Origin of the sequence: Iocasia fonsfrigidae (genome assembly GCF_017751145.1) — a bacterium.
In the GTDB taxonomy this organism is placed as follows: Bacteria; Bacillota; Halanaerobiia; order Halanaerobiales; family DTU029; genus Iocasia; species Iocasia fonsfrigidae.
The window spans coordinates 435,913-454,163 of record NZ_CP046640.1; the positions used below are offsets into that span (position 1 = coordinate 435,913).

Consider the following 18,251-nt stretch of genomic DNA (forward strand, 5'->3'; position numbering starts at 1 on the left):
ATGAATCTTAGGCCAGAAGAAATCAGTTCGATAATCAAAAAACAGATAGAGAAATATGAAGAAGACCTGGAAACCATTGAGGTCGGTACAGTGTTAGATGTTGGTGATGGTATTGCCCATGTGCATGGTTTGGAAGATGCTATGGCTGGTGAATTGTTGGAGTTTCCCAATGAAGTATATGGTATGGTCTTAAACCTGGAGGAAGATAATGTTGGCTGTGTTCTGCTGGGTGATGAAAAATTAGTTGAAGAGGGTAATACAGTTAAAAGGACTGGTCGGGTTGTAGAGGTGCCTGTTGGTGAAGAATTATTAGGTAGGGTCGTTAATTCACTTGGACAGCCCCTTGACGGTCAAGGGCCAATAAATACTGGTAGAGCCAGGGCTATAGAATCCTCGGCACCAGGTATTGTTGAGCGCCAACCTGTTGATACCCCATTACAGACAGGGTTAAAGGCAGTCGATACTCTGGTTCCAATTGGCAGAGGGCAGAGGGAATTAATTATTGGTGATAGGCAGACAGGTAAAACAGCTATAGCTATTGATACTATCTTAAATCAAAAAGATGAAGATGTAATCTGTATCTATGTTGCGATTGGTCAAAAGGCCTCAACAGTTGCTGAAATTACCAGACAGTTAACTGAATTTGGGGCTATGGATTATACCATTATTGTCTCAGCTACGGCCAGCCAGCCTGCGCCATTACAATACATAGCTCCATATGCTGGTTGTGCTATAGGTGAATATTTTATGTATGAAGAAAATAGAGATGTCCTGGTTGTTTATGATGACCTATCAAAACACGCGGTGGCTTATCGTACACTCTCCTTATTATTAAGGAGGCCGCCAGGACGTGAAGCTTACCCAGGTGATGTTTTCTACCTGCATTCCAGGTTACTGGAAAGGGCAGCCAGGTTAAATGATGATATTGGAGGAGGTTCACTGACAGCCCTGCCTATTATTGAGACCCAGGCAGGTGATGTTTCAGCATACATTCCTACCAATGTAATTTCTATTACAGATGGACAGATCTATCTGGAAAGTGAGTTATTTTTTGCCGGAGTAAGGCCAGCTATTAATGTGGGAATATCTGTCTCCAGGGTTGGTGGTGCTGCCCAGATAAAGGCGATGAATGATGTTGCTGGTACACTCAGGCTCGATCTTTCACAATACAGGGAACTGGAGGCCTTTGCCCAGTTTGGTTCTGATCTTGACCAGGCAACACAACACCGTTTAAATCGTGGGGAAAGGATTGTTGAGGTCTTAAAACAGCCTCAGTACTCCCCGATGGAAGTAGTAGATCAGGTCTTAATAATCTATACGGTTATTAATGGTCACCTGGATGATATCCCAGTTGATAATATTGAACGTTTTGAGAAAGAGTTTATAAACTATGTTCAGGCTAATTATGATGAATTACCTGAGGCTATCAAAAAAGAGGGTCAGCTGTTAGAAGAGAATCAGAAAAAACTAGTTGAAGTAATTAACGAGTTTAAAGAAAGTTTTAATATCAGGGAAGAAAGTATTATTGTTGATAGTAATGAGGAAGCGAATACAAAGGAGTTAGGAGAAGCAGAAGAGGGTGAAGAATAATGCAGTCGATGCGTGACATTAAGCGACGTATTAATAGTGTAAAGAACACCCAGAAAATAACCAAGGCAATGAAAATGGTAGCTGCTGCCAAGCTAAGAAGGGCCCAGGAGAAAGCGGAAAAGGCTCGGCCCTTTTTCGGTAAAACCAGGGAGATTATTACTGACCTTGTCCTTTATACCAGTGATGCGACAGAACACCCTTTAATAGCTAAACGGAATGGAAATAGGCATCTCTATATAGTTATTAATTCAGATAGGGGTTTGTGTGGTTCCTATAATGCCAGGGTAGTTGACAAGGCCCGGGAGTCTTTCGAGGGTGAAGAAGAGGTTTCTTTAATTGTTATTGGGCGTAATGCCCGGGACTTCTTTCGGAAAAGGGATTATAATATTCTTTCTGAGTATATCAATATTGATGATTACCCTGATTACTGGTTTTCTAAAAAAATTTCAGATGAAATCATATCCTTATTTAAAGAGGATATAGTAGATAGGATTTCCCTGGTATATACACACTTCAATTCAGCTATCAGCCAGCTAGTTAAGGTTATTCCCTTATTACCTTTAACAGGATTAATGGAACTGGATGAAGCTGATCATGCTGGTCAGCAACCAGATTATATTTATGAACCATCACCTGATGAAGTATTTGATGTTTTATTACCAAAATATATAAATAATATTCTCTATTCAGCTCTGCTGGAGGCCAAAGCCAGTGAATTTGGCGCCAGAATGACGGCCATGGATTCAGCCACAGATAATGCTGGAGAGTTAATTGATAATTTGACTCTACTATATAACAGGGCCCGTCAGGCAGCAATAACCACAGAACTTACTGAAATTGTAAGTGGAGCTGAAGCTCTTAAGTAGAATCGATAAAGGAGGAAGGACAGTGAGTGAAGAACAAAATACAGGTAAGGTCATACAGGTAATCGGTCCTGTAGTTGATATTGAGTTTGCTTCAGGAGATCTTCCCAAGATATATAATGCCGTTAGGGTTATAGGTGAAAAAGAACGGGGGCAGGGTGGACCTAATAAAGACACAGATAATAAAATAGACCTGGTTGTTGAGGTTATGCATCAATTAGGTGATAACAGGGTGCGCTGTGTAGCTATGTCTTCTACCGATGGTCTTGTACGGGGGATGCAGGCTGTAGATACAGGTGAATCTATCTCTGTTCCAGTAGGGGAAGAGGTATTAGGTAGGATTTTTAATGTCTTAGGTGAAACAATTGATCAAGAGGGAGAGCTTAAAACTAAGGAAAGACTCTCTATTCACCGCCAGGCCCCGGCTTATGAAGAATTGGAAACAGCTAGTGAGATATTTGAAACCGGAATCAAGGTTATTGATCTACTGGCACCTTATGCCCGTGGTGGTAAGGTTGGGCTTTTCGGTGGTGCTGGAGTTGGTAAGACTGTCTTAATACAGGAATTAATTAATAATATTGCTACTGAACATGGGGGTTATTCTGTCTTTTCAGGTGTAGGGGAGAGAACTAGGGAAGGGAATGACCTCTGGTTGGAGATGCAGGAATCTGGTGTTATGGATAAAGTAGCTATGGTCTTTGGACAGATGAATGAACCCCCAGGAGCCAGAATGAGGGTTGGCTTAAGCGGTCTGACTATGGCTGAATATTTCAGGGATGAACTGGGACAGGATGTACTCTTGTTTATTGATAACATCTTCCGCTTTATTCAGGCTGGTTCAGAGGTTTCAGCTTTATTAGGAAGGATGCCGTCTGCTGTTGGTTACCAACCAACCCTGGCAACAGATGTAGGGGCTTTGCAGGAAAGAATCACCTCTACCAAAAAGGGTTCTATCACCTCAGTTCAGGCTGTTTATGTACCTGCTGATGACCTGACAGACCCGGCACCGGCAACAACCTTTGCCCACCTGGATGCTACCACAGTACTCTCCAGGTCGCAAGTTGAAAAAGGTATTTACCCTGCTGTAGATCCACTGGATTCTACTTCTAGGATCCTTGACCCCAGGATTATTGGAGAGGAACACTATAATGTGGCCCGCCGGGTACAGGAAATATTGCAGCAGTATAAGGACCTACAGGATATTATAGCTATACTGGGTATGGATGAACTTTCAGATGAAGATAAACTGGTTGTAAACAGGGCCCGCCGGATAGAGAGGTTCCTGTCACAGCCCTTTAATGTAGCTGAACAGTTTACCGGTAAACCCGGGGTATATGTATCTATTGAAGAGACTATCCAGGGTTTTAAAGAAATCCTTAATGGTAAACATGATAGTTTACCTGAAGAGGCTTTCTACATGGTTGGTACAATAGACGAAGCAGTTGAGAAAGCTGAGAGAATCAAGGAAGGTGAATAGAAGATGCCTTCGACTATAAAACTTGAGATAGTAACCCCGGAAAATGTAGTCTATAGTGAAGACATTAATGTGCTGGAGGCTCCAGCTATGGATGGATTAATTGGTATCTTACCCCGGCATGCCCCACTGGTAACAGGTTTAAAAACAGGGGTTCTGCAGATAAAGCAGGCAGAAGAGAATGTCAGGATACCGATTAGTGATGGGTTTATGGAAGTAAAACCAGAGCAGATCAATGTGGTAGTCAGGACTGCAGAACTGCCCCATGAGATAGATCTTGAGCGGGCCAGACGTGCTAAGGAACGGGCTGAAAAGCGCCTGGAGAGTGATAATAGTAAACAGATAGATTTTGCCAGAGCCCAGTCAGCTTTAGAGAGGGCCTTAGCACGGATCAAAGCGGTCGATCATCATGATTTATAATTAAATAATTACCTAAACAAGGATGCCCCAGGAAACTGGGGTTATTTTTTTTGATAGTATCAAAGCAATATATCTGGTAATAATATACATAAAGGTGATAAAAATGCAGAGAGAAAAAAGTAGCTTAGAAGAAAAGGTTATGGAAGGTATTTATGGTAAAAAGGAGATAAAAAAGGAAGAACGCAATCTTTTTTTAGGGGAGTATCTTGAACGTGTGATTCGTTATTTGACCTATGAACAGGTTATAGAAAAAGGGACATACCCAGAAATACTTGAGGCCCTTAGACACCCTGAGGCTAAAAAGCTAATTATTGATCGAGATGTTAAGCTGTCAGCAGCTAATGACTATATTAAATTAGCCTCTAAAAATGGACTGCTTTTTAAACGGATAGACTCACCGGATTTCAAAGGTGATGTAGCCCTGGTAGTGGTTAGTGACCATGCTGTAGATATAAAAAAACGGGAAGTTTTAACAAGGGCAGAGAGCTTGCAAGCTAGAGGTATATCTGATAAAATTATTGAGAATGTTGGCGCTAAATTATGTCATGATTGCTACCGTCAATTAGAAGAAAAGGCGCCTGCCGAATTGATTAATTACAGCAAATTAAGTCTAGTAGACCGTTTATTAGGAACAGAATGTATCTGTAAAGATCATTGATATACTGAATTTTAGGTCAAAATAATTAAAAAGCATATTTTTTAATTAATTTACTAAAGGATTTTTACTCTTTATCACGAATTATTATAAAGTGCATACAATATTGGTGTGTCTTCTTTATAGGATAGAAGGAAGGGGCTTTAAAAGTGGGTAAATTTTTAATAACTGGTGGAACGCCACTAAAAGGCGAGATAAAAGTTAGTGGGGCTAAAAATGCAGCCTTGCCAATTATTGCCGCAGCTCTTCTGGCAGATGAACCCAGTAGGTTACTTGATATTCCTGACCTACTTGATGTAAAAAATCTATGTTATATTATAAAAAAAATGGGTGGACATGTAGAGCGAAATGGTAATGAACTATTAATAGACCCCAGAGGGCTTAACGGTCTTGAGGCTGACCACGAAATCGCCAGGAAATTAAGGGCCTCTTATTACATTTTAGGAGTCCTGCTAGCTAAAAACGGGTGGGCCAGAACAAGCCTGCCGGGTGGATGTAGTATCGGTAACCGTCCGATTGATTTACACCTTAAGGGTTTTAAGGCGATGGGTTCAGAAGTAAAACTGGATCATGGGATTGTTGAAGTTAAAACGAGTAAATTGACCGGTGACCGGATATACCTTGATTATCCGAGTGTGGGAGCTACTATTAATATTATGCTGGCTGCCTGTAAAGCTGAGGGACAGACAATTATTGAGAATGCTGCCCGTGAACCTGAAATAGTTGATCTGGCAAATTTTCTTACTGTTATGGGGGCGAAAATAAAGGGTGTAGGAACAGATATTATCAAAATAGAGGGTGTCAAATCACTGCATGGTGAGGAACATAGGATTATACCTGACCGGATAGAAGCAGGTACCTTTATGATGGCTGCCGCTCTTAATAATGGTGATGTTTTTGTCAGGAATGTATTAGCTGAACATGTTAAACCCTTAATTGCTAAACTCCATGAGATGGGAGTAGAGTTAAAAGAGGATATCTCAGGGGTTTATATAAAAGGCAATGGTAGAATAAAGGCGGTTGATATTAAGACATTACCCTATCCAGGATTCCCAACAGATTTGCAGTCCCAGATTATGGTTTTGCTGACCCAGGCAGATGGAACCAGTCTGGTGATAGAAACGGTCTGGGAAAACCGTTTTATGCATGTTGATGAGTTAAAACGTATGGGTGCAGATATAAAGATCGACGGTCATAGTGCACTGCTGAAACCAAGTAATCTAACAGGTGCTGAGGTAACAGCAACTGACCTTAGGGCTGGTGCAGCACTTATACTTGCAGGACTTGTTGCCCAGGGTGATACTGAAATAAGGGATATCTACCATATTGAAAGGGGTTATGAAAACATCGAGAAAAAACTGGCACAACTGGGTGGAAACATTCGTAAAATAAACTAATAAAGCGGGTTCTACTCCTTTAGGTAAAGTCATAGATATTACTAAGACTTTCATAATAAGGGAGTGTTTTTTTTGTCTATCAGGACAGCTTATTATATGATAATATGTATATTTATTATTCTGATTATCCTACCAATGCTGCTACTGCACGGTGTTTTCCGGGGACAGGACGGAGATGGTAGTATTTTGCTGAAGGTCTATAAACATCAGAGTGATCAGATTGAGAAGATGCTCCTGGATGAATACTTAAGAGGGGTACTGGCAGCGGAAATGCCTGCCTTATATCATATGGAGGCCCTGAAAGCTCAGGCTGTAGCCGCCCGAACATATACTGTTAAGCAGCTCCCTGCTTATGGTGGACCCGGCTGCCGGGAAAACCCAGCTGCCGATATTTCTACTGATTACCGCTCTAACCAGGCCTGGTTATCAGAGAATGAAATGAAAGAAAAGTGGGGTTTTATATCCTATTTCTATAACTGGGCCCGTATTAATAGGGCCGTAGAACAGACTGAGGGAGAAGTCCTGGTCTATAATGAAAAAGTAATTGATGCTGTTTATCATGCCAATAGTGGTGGTCAGACAGAAGATTCTACTTTTGTCTGGGGTGAGATGCATCCCTATCTTCAGAGTGTAAGCAGTCCATATGATCAAGAACGGAGTGAAAATTACTTAAATACCTTTTATTTTGGGGTTGATGAATTGAGAGCCAAACTTGGCCTGAGCGGGGAAGATAGTTCCCCGTTTATAGAGCTTACCCATAGAAGTAGTAGTGGACGGGTGATAGAGTTGACAGCTGGGGATAAAAAAATTACCGGAAATGATTTTCGTAGTTTACTGGGGTTAACATCTAACAAATTTGAAATAAGCAGAACAGGTGATATCTTTACAATTACAGTTTTTGGTAAGGGTCATGGGGTGGGAATGAGTCAGGATGGAGCTGATGGCTATGCCAGGGCTGGTTATAATTACCGTCAGATCTTGGAACACTATTACCCCGGCACAAAGATCGGCAGATTAAAAAAATAAATTTTGTATATTTTAACCACCTTTTGGTAAGAATAAAAACCGGAGGTGGGCATTTATGGATAAAAAATACTGGTTTAAACTTGATAAAGGGAAAATCAAACTGCAGTTAAAGGATCTAGGGAGGAAAATATCCTCAAATAAAAACAACTATAAAAAGGTATTACTGGTTTTTCTCTTTTTCATGCTTTTAGGCATAGGATATGCTGTTTTCAATGAGGTAGGGGTTGATGACACAGCAAAAAAACAGACAGGTATTACTGTTGAAGAACTGAGTTCTGTTCAGGTAGAGAGACCTGGTCCTGTAATAAATAATAATCCCTATCAGCAGGATAAGGAATTTTCTTTAGACTATAATTCTTTAGAAGAGAATAAAGTTGAGAGAGAGGAAGATACAAAGGGAAAAAAACCTGGTGAAAAACAGGATCAGGGTCTTGAAGACAATGTCACTGGTGTAGTTACCGAATCCCTTAAACCAATGAATGAGATAAGGGCTCAGACTTTAGAACTACTTGCACCAGTCTCAGGACAGGTCTTACAGGAGCCTGGCTGGTATTACCACCCGGTTTTTGATGATTGGCGTTATCAGCATGGGATAGTACTTGAAGGCAGTAAGGGTGATGTGGTTATGGCAGCAGAGCAGGGACGAGTAATTTCTGTGCGTGAGGATGAATATAAGGGGATAATGGTTACCATCCAACACGATAATGGTTGGGAAACAGAATATGGTCACCTGCAGAAAACCACTCTCTCCCCTGGGGAAAGGGTGGTAAAGGGTCAAGAGGTAGGAAGACTTGGTGCAACAGGTTTAAGTGAAGAACCCTCACTTTATTTTCAGTTGATAAATGCTGAAGGGCCGATCGACCCCCGTGAATACATAAAATAAGAAATTTTTAAAAAATATTATCAGCTGTCGGCCTAGTTTATATTTAAGCGTCTTGCATAATTGATTGTTGCCGTCCAAAAACTTCTCTGTTTAAATAGGGAGTGCCCTAGGTGCTCTGTTTTAATCGGCTGGTCAACAATTCAATTATGCAAAAGTTCTATTATGAAAGAGTCTTATTTAAAAAAGTCCCACCTGTATATATCATATATACAGGTGGGACTTTTTTAAATAGCTGGCTTAAATAGTTAATATTACCCTACCTTTGTCATCCTTCATATTAGGCACTAATATTGCTACTGAGTTCTTCTTTTCTGGTCTTATTAAAGACATTACAGGATTCGACAACCATCCAGACTTCGAGTACAAAGAGGATGGCACCGATAGTTGTTAGTAAGGTATTACCCTGTCCATAGAATTGATTTATATTATAGAGCAGGGCCCAGGTTTCGATAATGACCATAAAAATAAAGGGCAGCATGGTAACATAGATAGGTTTCTGCTTTTTAAGTAGATAAACAGTCACAACCAGCAAGGCCAGGGCAGCCAGCATTTGATTGGCAGCACCAAATAGTGGCCAAAGAATCATACCCCCTGCACCACCATTAATACTGGCCAATAGGAAAGCAGCTATTACAGCGACGAGTGTTGCGCCATGTTTGCTAGCCAGTGGTTTAATTTTGAAATCGCTGGCCAGTTCAGATATTACATAACGCTGGATACGTGTGGCACTATCAAGAGTTGTGGCAGCAAAACTTACTACTAGTACAGAGAGAATAGCCGTACCTATGGTATGGGTAAGACCAAGACTTGTCAGGAAGGAAGAACCCCCTTCTACAAAGGCACTAACCTTGGCAGCCAATCCATTAGCAGCACTCCAGCTGGCATAGTGAGAGGTCCAGGCCTCTAAAGAGGCAAATCCGGCAATACAAACCAGGATAGTTATAGTAGCTAAAATTCCCTCAGCCAGCATACCACCATAACCAATAAAGCGGGCATCTTTTTCACTTTCCAATTGTTTAACTGTTGTACCAGAGGAAACAGTGGAGTGGAAACCAGAGATAGCCCCACAGGCAATAGTAATAAACAAGAAGGGTATAATAGGTGGTGCTCCAGCCGCATTGTGGTTAAAGGCTGGTGCTACAATCTCTGGTCTGGCAATAAATAAACCAGCAATAATCAAAATAAGCCCGACCATTAATTCATGGGAGTTAATAAAATCTCTTGCTTGTAAAAGTGTCCAGACAGGTAATACAGAAGCAATATAGGCATAAATCATTAAGATAATAACCCAGACCATTCTGGGTGATAGGCCTAGTATGGCAGGCATTTTAAAAGGCAGATAAATACCTATCCAGATAGTTACATACATAAGTGCCAGGGCAATTAGTGAAGGTATTAGTACATTTTTGCCTTTCTTATAAACCAGAAAGCCCAGGGTTATAGCTATTGGAATTTCCATCCAGACCGGAAAAACACTCTGTGGATATGTTTCAAACAAGATAGCAATAATTAAAGCAAAAACGGCAATTAGGATTAGTAGTGTAAAAAATATAAATAATAAGAAGAGAGTACGCACCCTGTTATTAACAATATTACCACTGATTTCACCGATGCTTTTACCTTCATTTCGGGCAGAGATCATTAAGGAACTAAAGTCATGGACAGCACCCAGAAAGATTGAACCGAAAATTACCCACAATATAGCTGGAACCCAGCCCCAGATCACGGCAATAGCAGGACCGACTATTGGAGCAGCGCCAGCAATAGATGTGAAATGATGACCAAATAGGATAGGGCTGCTTGTTGGGACATAATCAACACCATCTTTATATTGATGGGATGGTGTTTCATTAGCTGGATTCACTTCAAATATCCTGGTACTGATATACTTCCCATAGAAATTATAGGCAATAATAAAACCAACAAAGGTACCTAAAGCAATTAAAATCGAACCCATAAAATTAAATCCTCCTTAATTTGTTTTGTTTATGGCAGCCAGCTTCTTTGAACAATCCTCCTTTCAGACCTTAAGTAACTACCATAATATAACTTAATCCCCATTATAAGGTTCTGCATCAAACAATAAACTCCTGCTAAAAAATAGATATTACTGTAAAAAATAGATATAAATTTACTGATTAAAGATGCCTTTGGTATATTTCACCTTAACCCCTGCATATAAATTAATTAGTATTGGGTATTTGATCTGGGGGGAATTAAGATTGAAGGATTATATTAGAGAAAGGGTAATAGAGGTGGCAAACTATATTTATGAAACACGGGCCACTGTCCGGCAGACAGCAAAAATCTATGGTGTTAGCAAGAGTACAATTCATAAAGATGTTACCGAGCGCTTAACACGTATTGATGCTGAGCTTGCTTCCCGGGTGAAAAAAGTTCTTGAGTTTAATAAAGCAGAACGTCATATCAGGGGTGGTGAAGCAACTAAAAGGAAATATAAGAATTTGAAGAATAATTAGGTAAAATGTCGCATATTCTTTATCATTATGATGCAGGAGAAAAATGATAAACCTAGAATATAATATTTAGAGTGTGTGTTCGAAAAGGCATGAATAGGGGATTATATATCCCTGAACGAAGTTAAGGTGTTACCGTTGAGTGAAGGGATATATAATCCCCGGCGGTATATACTGATACTTTTCGAACAGGCTCTTAGAGTTATGCAAATGAGGGGAGTTGGATAAGATGCTAGGGCTTTCCAAAAAAATAGGGATAGATCTAGGTACAGCGAATATTTTAGTATATGAAAAAGGAAAGGGTATTGTCGTACAAGAACCATCGGTTGTAGCGATGGATACTGAAACCAATAAAGTCGTTGCTGTGGGGACAGAAGCCAGGAGGATGCTCGGGAGGACACCAGGGAATATTGTGGCTATAAGGCCTTTAAAGGATGGGGTTATAGCTGATTTTGATGTTACAGAATTAATGTTAAAACACTTCATTACTGCTGCCGTAAAGAGGCGCAGACTCTTTAAACCAATTGTGATGGTTTGTATACCAGTTGGTATTACAGGTGTTGAAAAAAGGGCTGTTATTGAATCAGCTATGCAGGTAGGGGCCAGAAAGACCTTTTTAATCGAAGAACCGCTGGCAGCAGCCATTGGTGCTGGCCTGCCGATTGAAGAACCACGGGGTAGTATGGTCATAGATATTGGTGGTGGCACATCAGAGATAGCAGTTATTTCCCTGGGAGGAATAGTTGTCAGTGAGTCCCTGAGAATTGGCGGTGACCGCTTTGATGAGGCTGTTATCCGTTATATTAGGGATAAGTATAACCTTATTATTGGGGATAAGACTGCTGAAGAGATTAAAACAACGATCGGGTCAGCCTTTGTAGAAGAAAGCAGGGAATTTGAAGTAAGAGGCAGGAGTGTCCTTACTGGTCTTCCTAAAAATTTGAATATTACGTCAGAGGAGACTGTAGAGGCTTTTCAAGAGCCAATAAATGCTATTATAGCAGCTGTAACCCGTGTTCTGGAACAGACTCCACCTGAATTATCATCAGATATTATGGACAGGGGAATTATTATGACAGGTGGAGGCTCTTTATTGAATAATTTGACCAAATTAATTAGTCAGAAAACTGAGATTCCTGTATTTTTAGCTGATGACCCTTTGACTTGTGTTGCAGAGGGTACTGGACATGCCCTGGAAGAAATAGATAATTTAGCAGATGCACTGACATCCAATGATGGAGTTGGATATAGGCGGTAAAAAATTAGCAAAAGTAATTAGAAGGGATTTGATGTTTTGCGTTTTAAAATAAAACACTTTATGTTTGTATTATTGATTATGATACTTATTAGTGGTTTTTCTGTTGCTGAAGAGATTATGCCCCTTACAGAGATAGAAGCAGGTATGCAGGGTAAAGCAAAGACGGTTTTTTACGGTGATAAGGTAGAGGAATTTCCGGTTGAAATAATAGATATTATGCCTGATCAGGGATTAAACAGGGATTTGATATTGATCAGGGCAGGTGGTGAAAAGATAGATGAAATAGGTGGGATAGCCGCTGGAATGAGCGGTAGCCCTGTCTATATTGAAGGCAAATTGATAGGTGCTATTGGTTATGGATGGAGTTTTAGCGAGGGCAATTATGCCCTGGTAACACCTATTGAAGACATGCTGACCTTAATAAATAGTGAAGATAATGAAGGTATAGAGAATAGTAATTTAGCTGAAAGAGGGTTATCAACCCCATTATTAGTAAGTGGTTTAACAGGTAGGTCTTTTGATAGATTAAAAAAAGACCTGGAGAGCCTTGGTTTAGAGCTTACTCCCTATAATGTTTCTACTGGAGGCCGGGCAGAGTTTAAGACTAAGCTTGAACCAGGTAGTGCTGTTGCTGTACAACTGGTCAGGGGTGATATCAATATCGGTTCTATTGGAACAGTAAGCTATCTTGATGAAAGTGGTAATATTCTTGCCTTTGGTCACCCTTTTTTCAATAAAGGTGAGGTAGATTATATGTTAAGTAGTGCCACTATTAGGGGTGTTATCCCCAGTATGCAGCAGCCTTTTAAATTAGGCTCTCCGAATAAAGAACTTTTGGGGTCAATTACAGTTGATAGAGGCGCTGGTATTGCTGGAAAGCTTAAGAAATACTCCCGGGTAATTCCCCTGAGAATACGGGTCTTTGATCAGGAACGGGAAGTTGAAAACAAGGTAAATGCCCAGCTAATACGTGATGAAGACCTGATAACCTCTCTAGTTACCAATATTGGTCTGGAATCACTTGATGCTACTTTAGATAGGATTGGTGAAGGTACAGCCAGGACGAGGTTTAAGATCACAGCTAATGGTCTGCCTGCCCTGTCTATAGAAAGAGAGAATATGTATTACAGCAGGCGTGATATTGCCTCTCTGGCCCTGCTAGATCTTTATCAGGTAATGGATATAATAACTGGTAATCCCTTTCAGGAGGTTAATTTGATAGATATACAATATGATGTAGAGGTAGACCATACTGCCCAGGTTGCCCTGGTTCAGGAGGCTAGAGTTATTAATCAGGAGATTAGGCCAGGTGATCAGGTAGAAGTTGAGGTTATTCTTCATCCCTACCGGGGAGAGGTTTTTACTAAAAATGTAAAGATTGAGATACCTGAGGATACCCAACCCGGTATGGCCAGTATGGTAATAGATGGCGGATTTACCGGACAGTCATATCAGCATCTCCCAGAGGATTCTACCCAGGAGGATGATCTTAATCAGGCAGTTGTACAGGGATATAAGGATTTTCCTTCTATTATCGAGGATTATCTGGAAAAACCAAAAAATAATGATTTAATCATACAGGTCTATCCAGGATATACACCTGATGATATTGAAGCTGAAGATGAGCATAAACAGGGTCATGAAGCTGGAGATCAAGAAGATGAAAGGAAAGAAAATAAAGAGGAGTCACCGGAGAATACAGCTGCCCCTGATCAAGAACCCAAAGAAGAGGAAGAAAGAATAGATAATAGGGAAATAGAAGAGACAGAAATAAAGGAATAGTTGAAACAGATTATGTATTGGAAGGAAACCTATCTCTAGATATTAATATAAAGGATATAAATAGTAAAAACACCCCTGACATAACAGAGGAAAGAGTAGAAAAAGGAGAATAGGGCTTAGGAATTTGTGTAAAATAACCCTGGGGATTATCCTCAGGGTTTTCCATTAACTACCTGTCTAAATAGTTGATTTAATAGCCTAAGTATAATATTATGTAATATGGAAAGTTAGCTATTGGGGGGACAGTAATTTATGAAAACAAAATCAATAATCTATCTGTCCTTACTGATGTTTTTTATCCTGACTGCTGTTTTTATTATGAAGGTTTCAACAGAGATAATAGATCTGAAAGAAGAAATCATTAATTATATAGATGAGGTTTACCAACTTAAGATTGAAGTAGGTAGTATTGATTTCTGGTCATTTACTGCTCTGTCTTTATATGATACAGAGGTTTTGCTTGATCATGATAATATAAGTTTTTCTTCCCCGGAGGTAAAACTATATTATAATCCCCTGGAATTAATTTTCAGCCAGAAAAAGATTATTGATGGTATTAAACAGATTAAATTTATCAATCCTGTTCTTAATGTCAAAAATCAAGCTACAGGGGATGCTGGTACAGTTGATCAGGTAATTAAGGATTATCTTCCTTCAGGGAAAAAGCCAGTACAGTTAATTGTTCAGGATGGTACTGTCCAGTATTCAGGTGAGGGACAGGAAATAAGGCTGGAAAAACTGGATCTGGCACTGCTTATTGATGAAGAGGGCTGGCAGGGTGACCTTAAAACAGGTTTTCTTGATTTAGCGAAATTAAGTAGTCCTCTGGAGAAAATCTTTAGTGAACAACAGGGGTCTATACAGAATTTAACAGGTCAGGGAAGTCTTGAGCTGATTTTTCAGGGTAAGGGGGTTGCTGTTCGGGATTATTCCGGCCGGCTGCTTCTTGATGGGGTTGAAGGGCTTATCTCCTGTACTGATTACCTGGATGATGAGGTGTTTAATGATTTAAGTGGAGAGATTCTATTTGATTCAGCCAGTCAGCAGCTGCAGTTAAACGGCCTCTATCTAAATTTTTTTAAAACAGCAGTACAGCTTAGCGGTAGTCTAGATTTTAGCAGAGATACCCCTGAGATATTTGCCAGGGTATATTCAAGTGATTTTAATCCTGAGAGAATAGATATCTTAAAGGAGTATCTACCTATCAGTGGTACCGGGATGGTCGAATTATTAATAGCTGGTGATCTGTCATCACCTGAACTACAACTGGATTACTCCCTATCTGATGGTGAGCTATTTAATAGAGAACAGCCGTGGAAACAGGAGATTGCTGGTTTAGATACTGTAATGCGTTATCATGATGGTTTCTTATATCTGGACTATTTCAATCTTAATATAAACCAGGAGAGCTATTTTTCTGCCTCTGGTCTAATTAAACAGGATAAACTGGAGTATAGTATTGACCTGCAGGGTAAAAATATTGACCTGGGTTTAGTGGAAGAATATCTGCCTGACTATAAGCTGCCAACTGCTACAGGGAAAATAGATATTAACAGCAGTATAAGTGGTCAGGGATTAGACCTTGATAGATTAAATCTTCTGGGGGATTTTAGGATTAATAATTCAGCTGTGAAAGACTATAGACTTGACCTGATTGAAGGTCAGTTCTGGTTATCCCAGAAGGCTTTGCTTATCCAGCAGGGGTTAGTAAAGACCCCTTATGGTAATATGAACTTCTCAGGGGAATTAAATTTACTTAATAAGAAACTGGCTTTTTCCTATGAGAACAGTCAACTGGATTTATCTCTGTTAACCCCACTTTTAGATGACAAACTCTCTCTAAAAGGTCTGGCCAGTATCAAGGGTAGAGTAGATGGTTATCTAGATAAACCTGAGATGACAGCCCGAATTTCTATAGATAATGGTATGCTGGATAAATACCAATTCAGCAATCTAAATTTCAGGGCAGAATATATTGAAGACAAGCTGTCAGTACCTGCTTTAAGCTGTGAATATCAGGGGGCGGCAGTAGAGGCCAGTGGTAACTTAATGCCTTCACTACAGGCCAGTATTATGATTGAGGATTTACCTTATCATGATTTAGCTAAAATAAGTGGTATGTCAATACCACTGGAGGGCTTATTTGATTTATCATTGGGTATCAGCGGCAGTTTTACTTCACCCGAAATTAAAGGGGAGGTTTTTTCACAGGAGACATCTTTAGTATACCAGAATTTCTCATATTCACTTGATAGGCTAAGTGCTTTGTTTAGCTGGGGGGATAATACTCTGCTGCTTGAAGATCTTGACCTTCACAGAGACAGAACCCATCTGACAGCTGAAGGAGAGATTATAGAAGAGGAAATAAACCTTGATTTTATTTTGAATGAACTTGACTTTGAAGAGTATTTACCTGAGATGGCTTTAAAGGGAGATGCCAGCATTAAAGGAACTATGACAGGAAAACTAAGCAATCCGGAATTAAATGGACTAATAGTTGCTGATAGTATTATATATAATAATTATATGATTGATGGTCTGGTTGGTGAATTATCTTATAGTGATGATAAAATAATAATAACGAACTCTTATCTGCGCTGTGGTTCTGATGATTATAATATACACGGTAAGCTGACTAATCTAAGTAAGGATATAAAGCTAGACCTTATACTGGAGACAGAAAGAGGGAAGATTAAGGACCTGCTAAACAGATATTATACCGGACTTCCTATTCCAGAAGACTATTATTTCAGTGGTAGTGTGGTAGTAGGTGGTTCAATTACTACCCCTGAGGCAGAGGTAGACCTCTCCTTTTTTGGGGCAGAGGAATCCCAGGGTACTGTTACTATGATCGGAGATATTAAAGATGGTTTTAATCTTAAATTAAAGGGGCAGGGGGTTGAGATAGAGCAGATACCAGCTATTATCGATAGGGATATTAACCTTAAGGGCAAACTGGACTTCCAGGGTGAAATCACCGGTAATTTTGATTCCTATCAATTGAAACTGGCTACCTTTCTCCTGGATGCTAGTATAGGTAATAGTACTATCGAGAGTATTAAAGGTAATTTAAGCTTTACTCAGACAGGTCTTCTGTATCTGGAGCAGGTTCTGACTGATTCAGCAGATAGGACGTTAACCTTTAGTGGGTACATACCTGTTAAAAAAACTGCTGGTGAATATGACCTCAAGGCAGATTTTCAGGGTTTTCCACTCCGGGTAGTGGGGGATTACTTTCCTTCCTTGCCCAGGATAAGGGGATTTGTCAATGGTAATATATCACTCAGTGGGCTAATTGATGACCCGCAATTTAACGGTAGATTAGCCCTGGAGGGTGTTGGTTTTAATAGTGACTATCTAAAGATTTCCGGGCTACATGGTGAAGTGTTATTCTCAGGAGAGACTATTTCTATTCCTCGTTTAAAAGGTAAGTCTGGTAAGGGGGACATTATCATAGAGGGTAAGATCAGGCCCTTTAGCAGAGATGACAATTACCACCTCAGTATATATGGAGATGATATTCCCCTTGATTATGGTTCATTTGATGGAGAGATTGACCCCAGGCTTAAGATTATTGGTTCTTTTAGCAGACCATTTATTCAGGGTGATATCATTACACATGATCTGGAGATAGGCATTCCAATCAAATGGCCGTCAGGAGATGCTAAGGGGGAAATTTATCTAGACCTCACCCTTTATCCAGATGAAGATGTTTATTTAAGAAACAAGTATTTTGATATACTGATACAGAGTGGTAGTTTTCGCCTCCTAAATATTAATGGAAACCTTCAGTTTGAGGGGGAGCTTAGTAGTGAACAGGGGACCTTAAGCTATTACAACAATAAATTTTTTCTGGAAGAGGCTACTGCAGAGTTTAATAGGTATGAAGAATTACTCCCGAATTTAGATGTCAAGGCCTGGACCAGGATTGATGGTAACAGGATAGAGGTACAATTTAAAGGACTGCCTGGTCAGATGATAACTACCTTTACATCAGAGCCTACCCTGAGTGAAGAGGAAATAATGTCTTTACTAACCAGGTCTGGAGGCATTGGGGAGTTTGTGGCAGGTAATCTCAGTGGGGTTTTTAGTCAGGAGATTTATCGCTATATACGAGACTATATTCAATTAGATATCTTAAAAGAGATAGAATTTGGGGTTAAGGAGGCCTTTAGTCTTGATGAATTTGAGATTGACACCTATAATCTGGGGTTTGCTCAGGAGATGACTCTTTATCTAGGAGAATATTTTGGGGATGATATTTATTTACAGTATTCAACAACCCTGGGACCTGGTGGTAAGAGGGATAATCAGTTTTCATTAAAGTATTATCTAGATGACAATTTTATTATTAAGGGAGACCTATTTGAGGATAATGCTTATTCCATTGGTTTTGAGACCGGATTTAACTTTTAAAAGGAGATAG

The 18,251-nt window shown here is 39.9% G+C and carries 13 protein-coding genes; 12 read left to right on the forward strand and 1 reads right to left on the reverse strand.

Annotation, left to right across the window (positions count from 1 at the left end; genetic code table 11):
- From atpA to GM661_RS02255, 8 genes are all read left to right on the forward strand, one after another.
- A complete protein-coding gene (gene atpA / locus GM661_RS02220; RefSeq protein ID WP_230868551.1) occupies positions 1–1,590 on the forward strand; it encodes a F0F1 ATP synthase subunit alpha in 1,590 nt (529 codons plus the stop codon).
- Entirely contained in the window at positions 1,590–2,456 is an 867-nt protein-coding gene (gene atpG, locus GM661_RS02225; RefSeq protein ID WP_230868552.1) for an ATP synthase F1 subunit gamma, read from the forward strand. The genes atpA and atpG overlap by 1 nt, the downstream gene beginning before the upstream one ends.
- 22 nt (positions 2,457–2,478) lie before the next feature.
- A complete protein-coding gene (gene atpD, locus GM661_RS02230; protein ID WP_230868553.1) occupies positions 2,479–3,930 on the forward strand; it encodes a F0F1 ATP synthase subunit beta in 1,452 nt (483 codons plus the stop codon).
- Between the two features lie 3 nt (positions 3,931–3,933).
- Entirely contained in the window at positions 3,934–4,347 is a 414-nt protein-coding gene (locus tag GM661_RS02235; protein WP_230868554.1) for a F0F1 ATP synthase subunit epsilon, read from the forward strand.
- A gap of 103 nt (positions 4,348–4,450) precedes the next feature.
- Positions 4,451–5,005, forward strand: a complete 555-nt coding sequence (locus tag GM661_RS02240; protein ID WP_230868555.1) for a YueI family protein — start codon at positions 4,451–4,453, stop codon at positions 5,003–5,005.
- A 146-nt stretch (positions 5,006–5,151) separates the two neighbouring features.
- A complete protein-coding gene (locus GM661_RS02245) occupies positions 5,152–6,399 on the forward strand; it encodes a UDP-N-acetylglucosamine 1-carboxyvinyltransferase (protein ID WP_125987782.1) in 1,248 nt (415 codons plus the stop codon).
- A 72-nt stretch (positions 6,400–6,471) separates the two neighbouring features.
- Positions 6,472–7,425, forward strand: coding sequence for a stage II sporulation protein D (gene spoIID, locus GM661_RS02250; RefSeq protein WP_230868556.1), 954 nt, complete (start codon positions 6,472–6,474; stop codon positions 7,423–7,425).
- 55 nt (positions 7,426–7,480) lie between these two features.
- Positions 7,481–8,308, forward strand: a complete 828-nt coding sequence (locus tag GM661_RS02255; RefSeq protein ID WP_230868557.1) for a M23 family metallopeptidase — start codon at positions 7,481–7,483, stop codon at positions 8,306–8,308.
- A gap of 277 nt (positions 8,309–8,585) precedes the next feature.
- Here GM661_RS02255 and GM661_RS02260 read toward each other — a convergent pair whose 3' ends face one another.
- Positions 8,586–10,265 carry a carbon starvation CstA family protein gene (locus tag GM661_RS02260; protein ID WP_230868558.1) on the reverse strand — a complete coding sequence of 560 codons (1,680 nt, stop codon included), beginning with the start codon at positions 10,263–10,265 and terminating at the stop codon, positions 8,586–8,588.
- Between the two features lie 265 nt (positions 10,266–10,530).
- On the opposite strand from GM661_RS02260, the gene spoIIID reads away from it, so the two are divergent.
- The 4 genes from spoIIID to GM661_RS02280 all read left to right on the forward strand — a co-directional run bounded on the left by spoIIID (position 10,531) and on the right by GM661_RS02280 (position 18,241).
- Complete coding sequence (gene spoIIID / locus GM661_RS02265; protein ID WP_164522114.1) at positions 10,531–10,788, forward strand: sporulation transcriptional regulator SpoIIID; 258 nt, start codon at positions 10,531–10,533, stop codon at positions 10,786–10,788.
- 226 nt (positions 10,789–11,014) lie between these two features.
- Positions 11,015–12,043: a rod shape-determining protein gene (gene mreB, locus GM661_RS02270; protein WP_230868559.1), complete on the forward strand. Its 1,029-nt coding sequence runs from the start codon at positions 11,015–11,017 to the stop codon at positions 12,041–12,043.
- A 36-nt stretch (positions 12,044–12,079) separates the two neighbouring features.
- Positions 12,080–13,825 (forward strand): SpoIVB peptidase S55 domain-containing protein, encoded by a 1,746-nt coding sequence (locus tag GM661_RS02275; RefSeq protein WP_230868560.1) that lies wholly within the window; start codon positions 12,080–12,082, stop codon positions 13,823–13,825.
- Between the two features lie 252 nt (positions 13,826–14,077).
- A complete protein-coding gene (locus GM661_RS02280) occupies positions 14,078–18,241 on the forward strand; it encodes a translocation/assembly module TamB domain-containing protein (RefSeq protein ID WP_230868561.1) in 4,164 nt (1,387 codons plus the stop codon).
- Positions 18,242–18,251 lie beyond the last annotated feature (10 nt).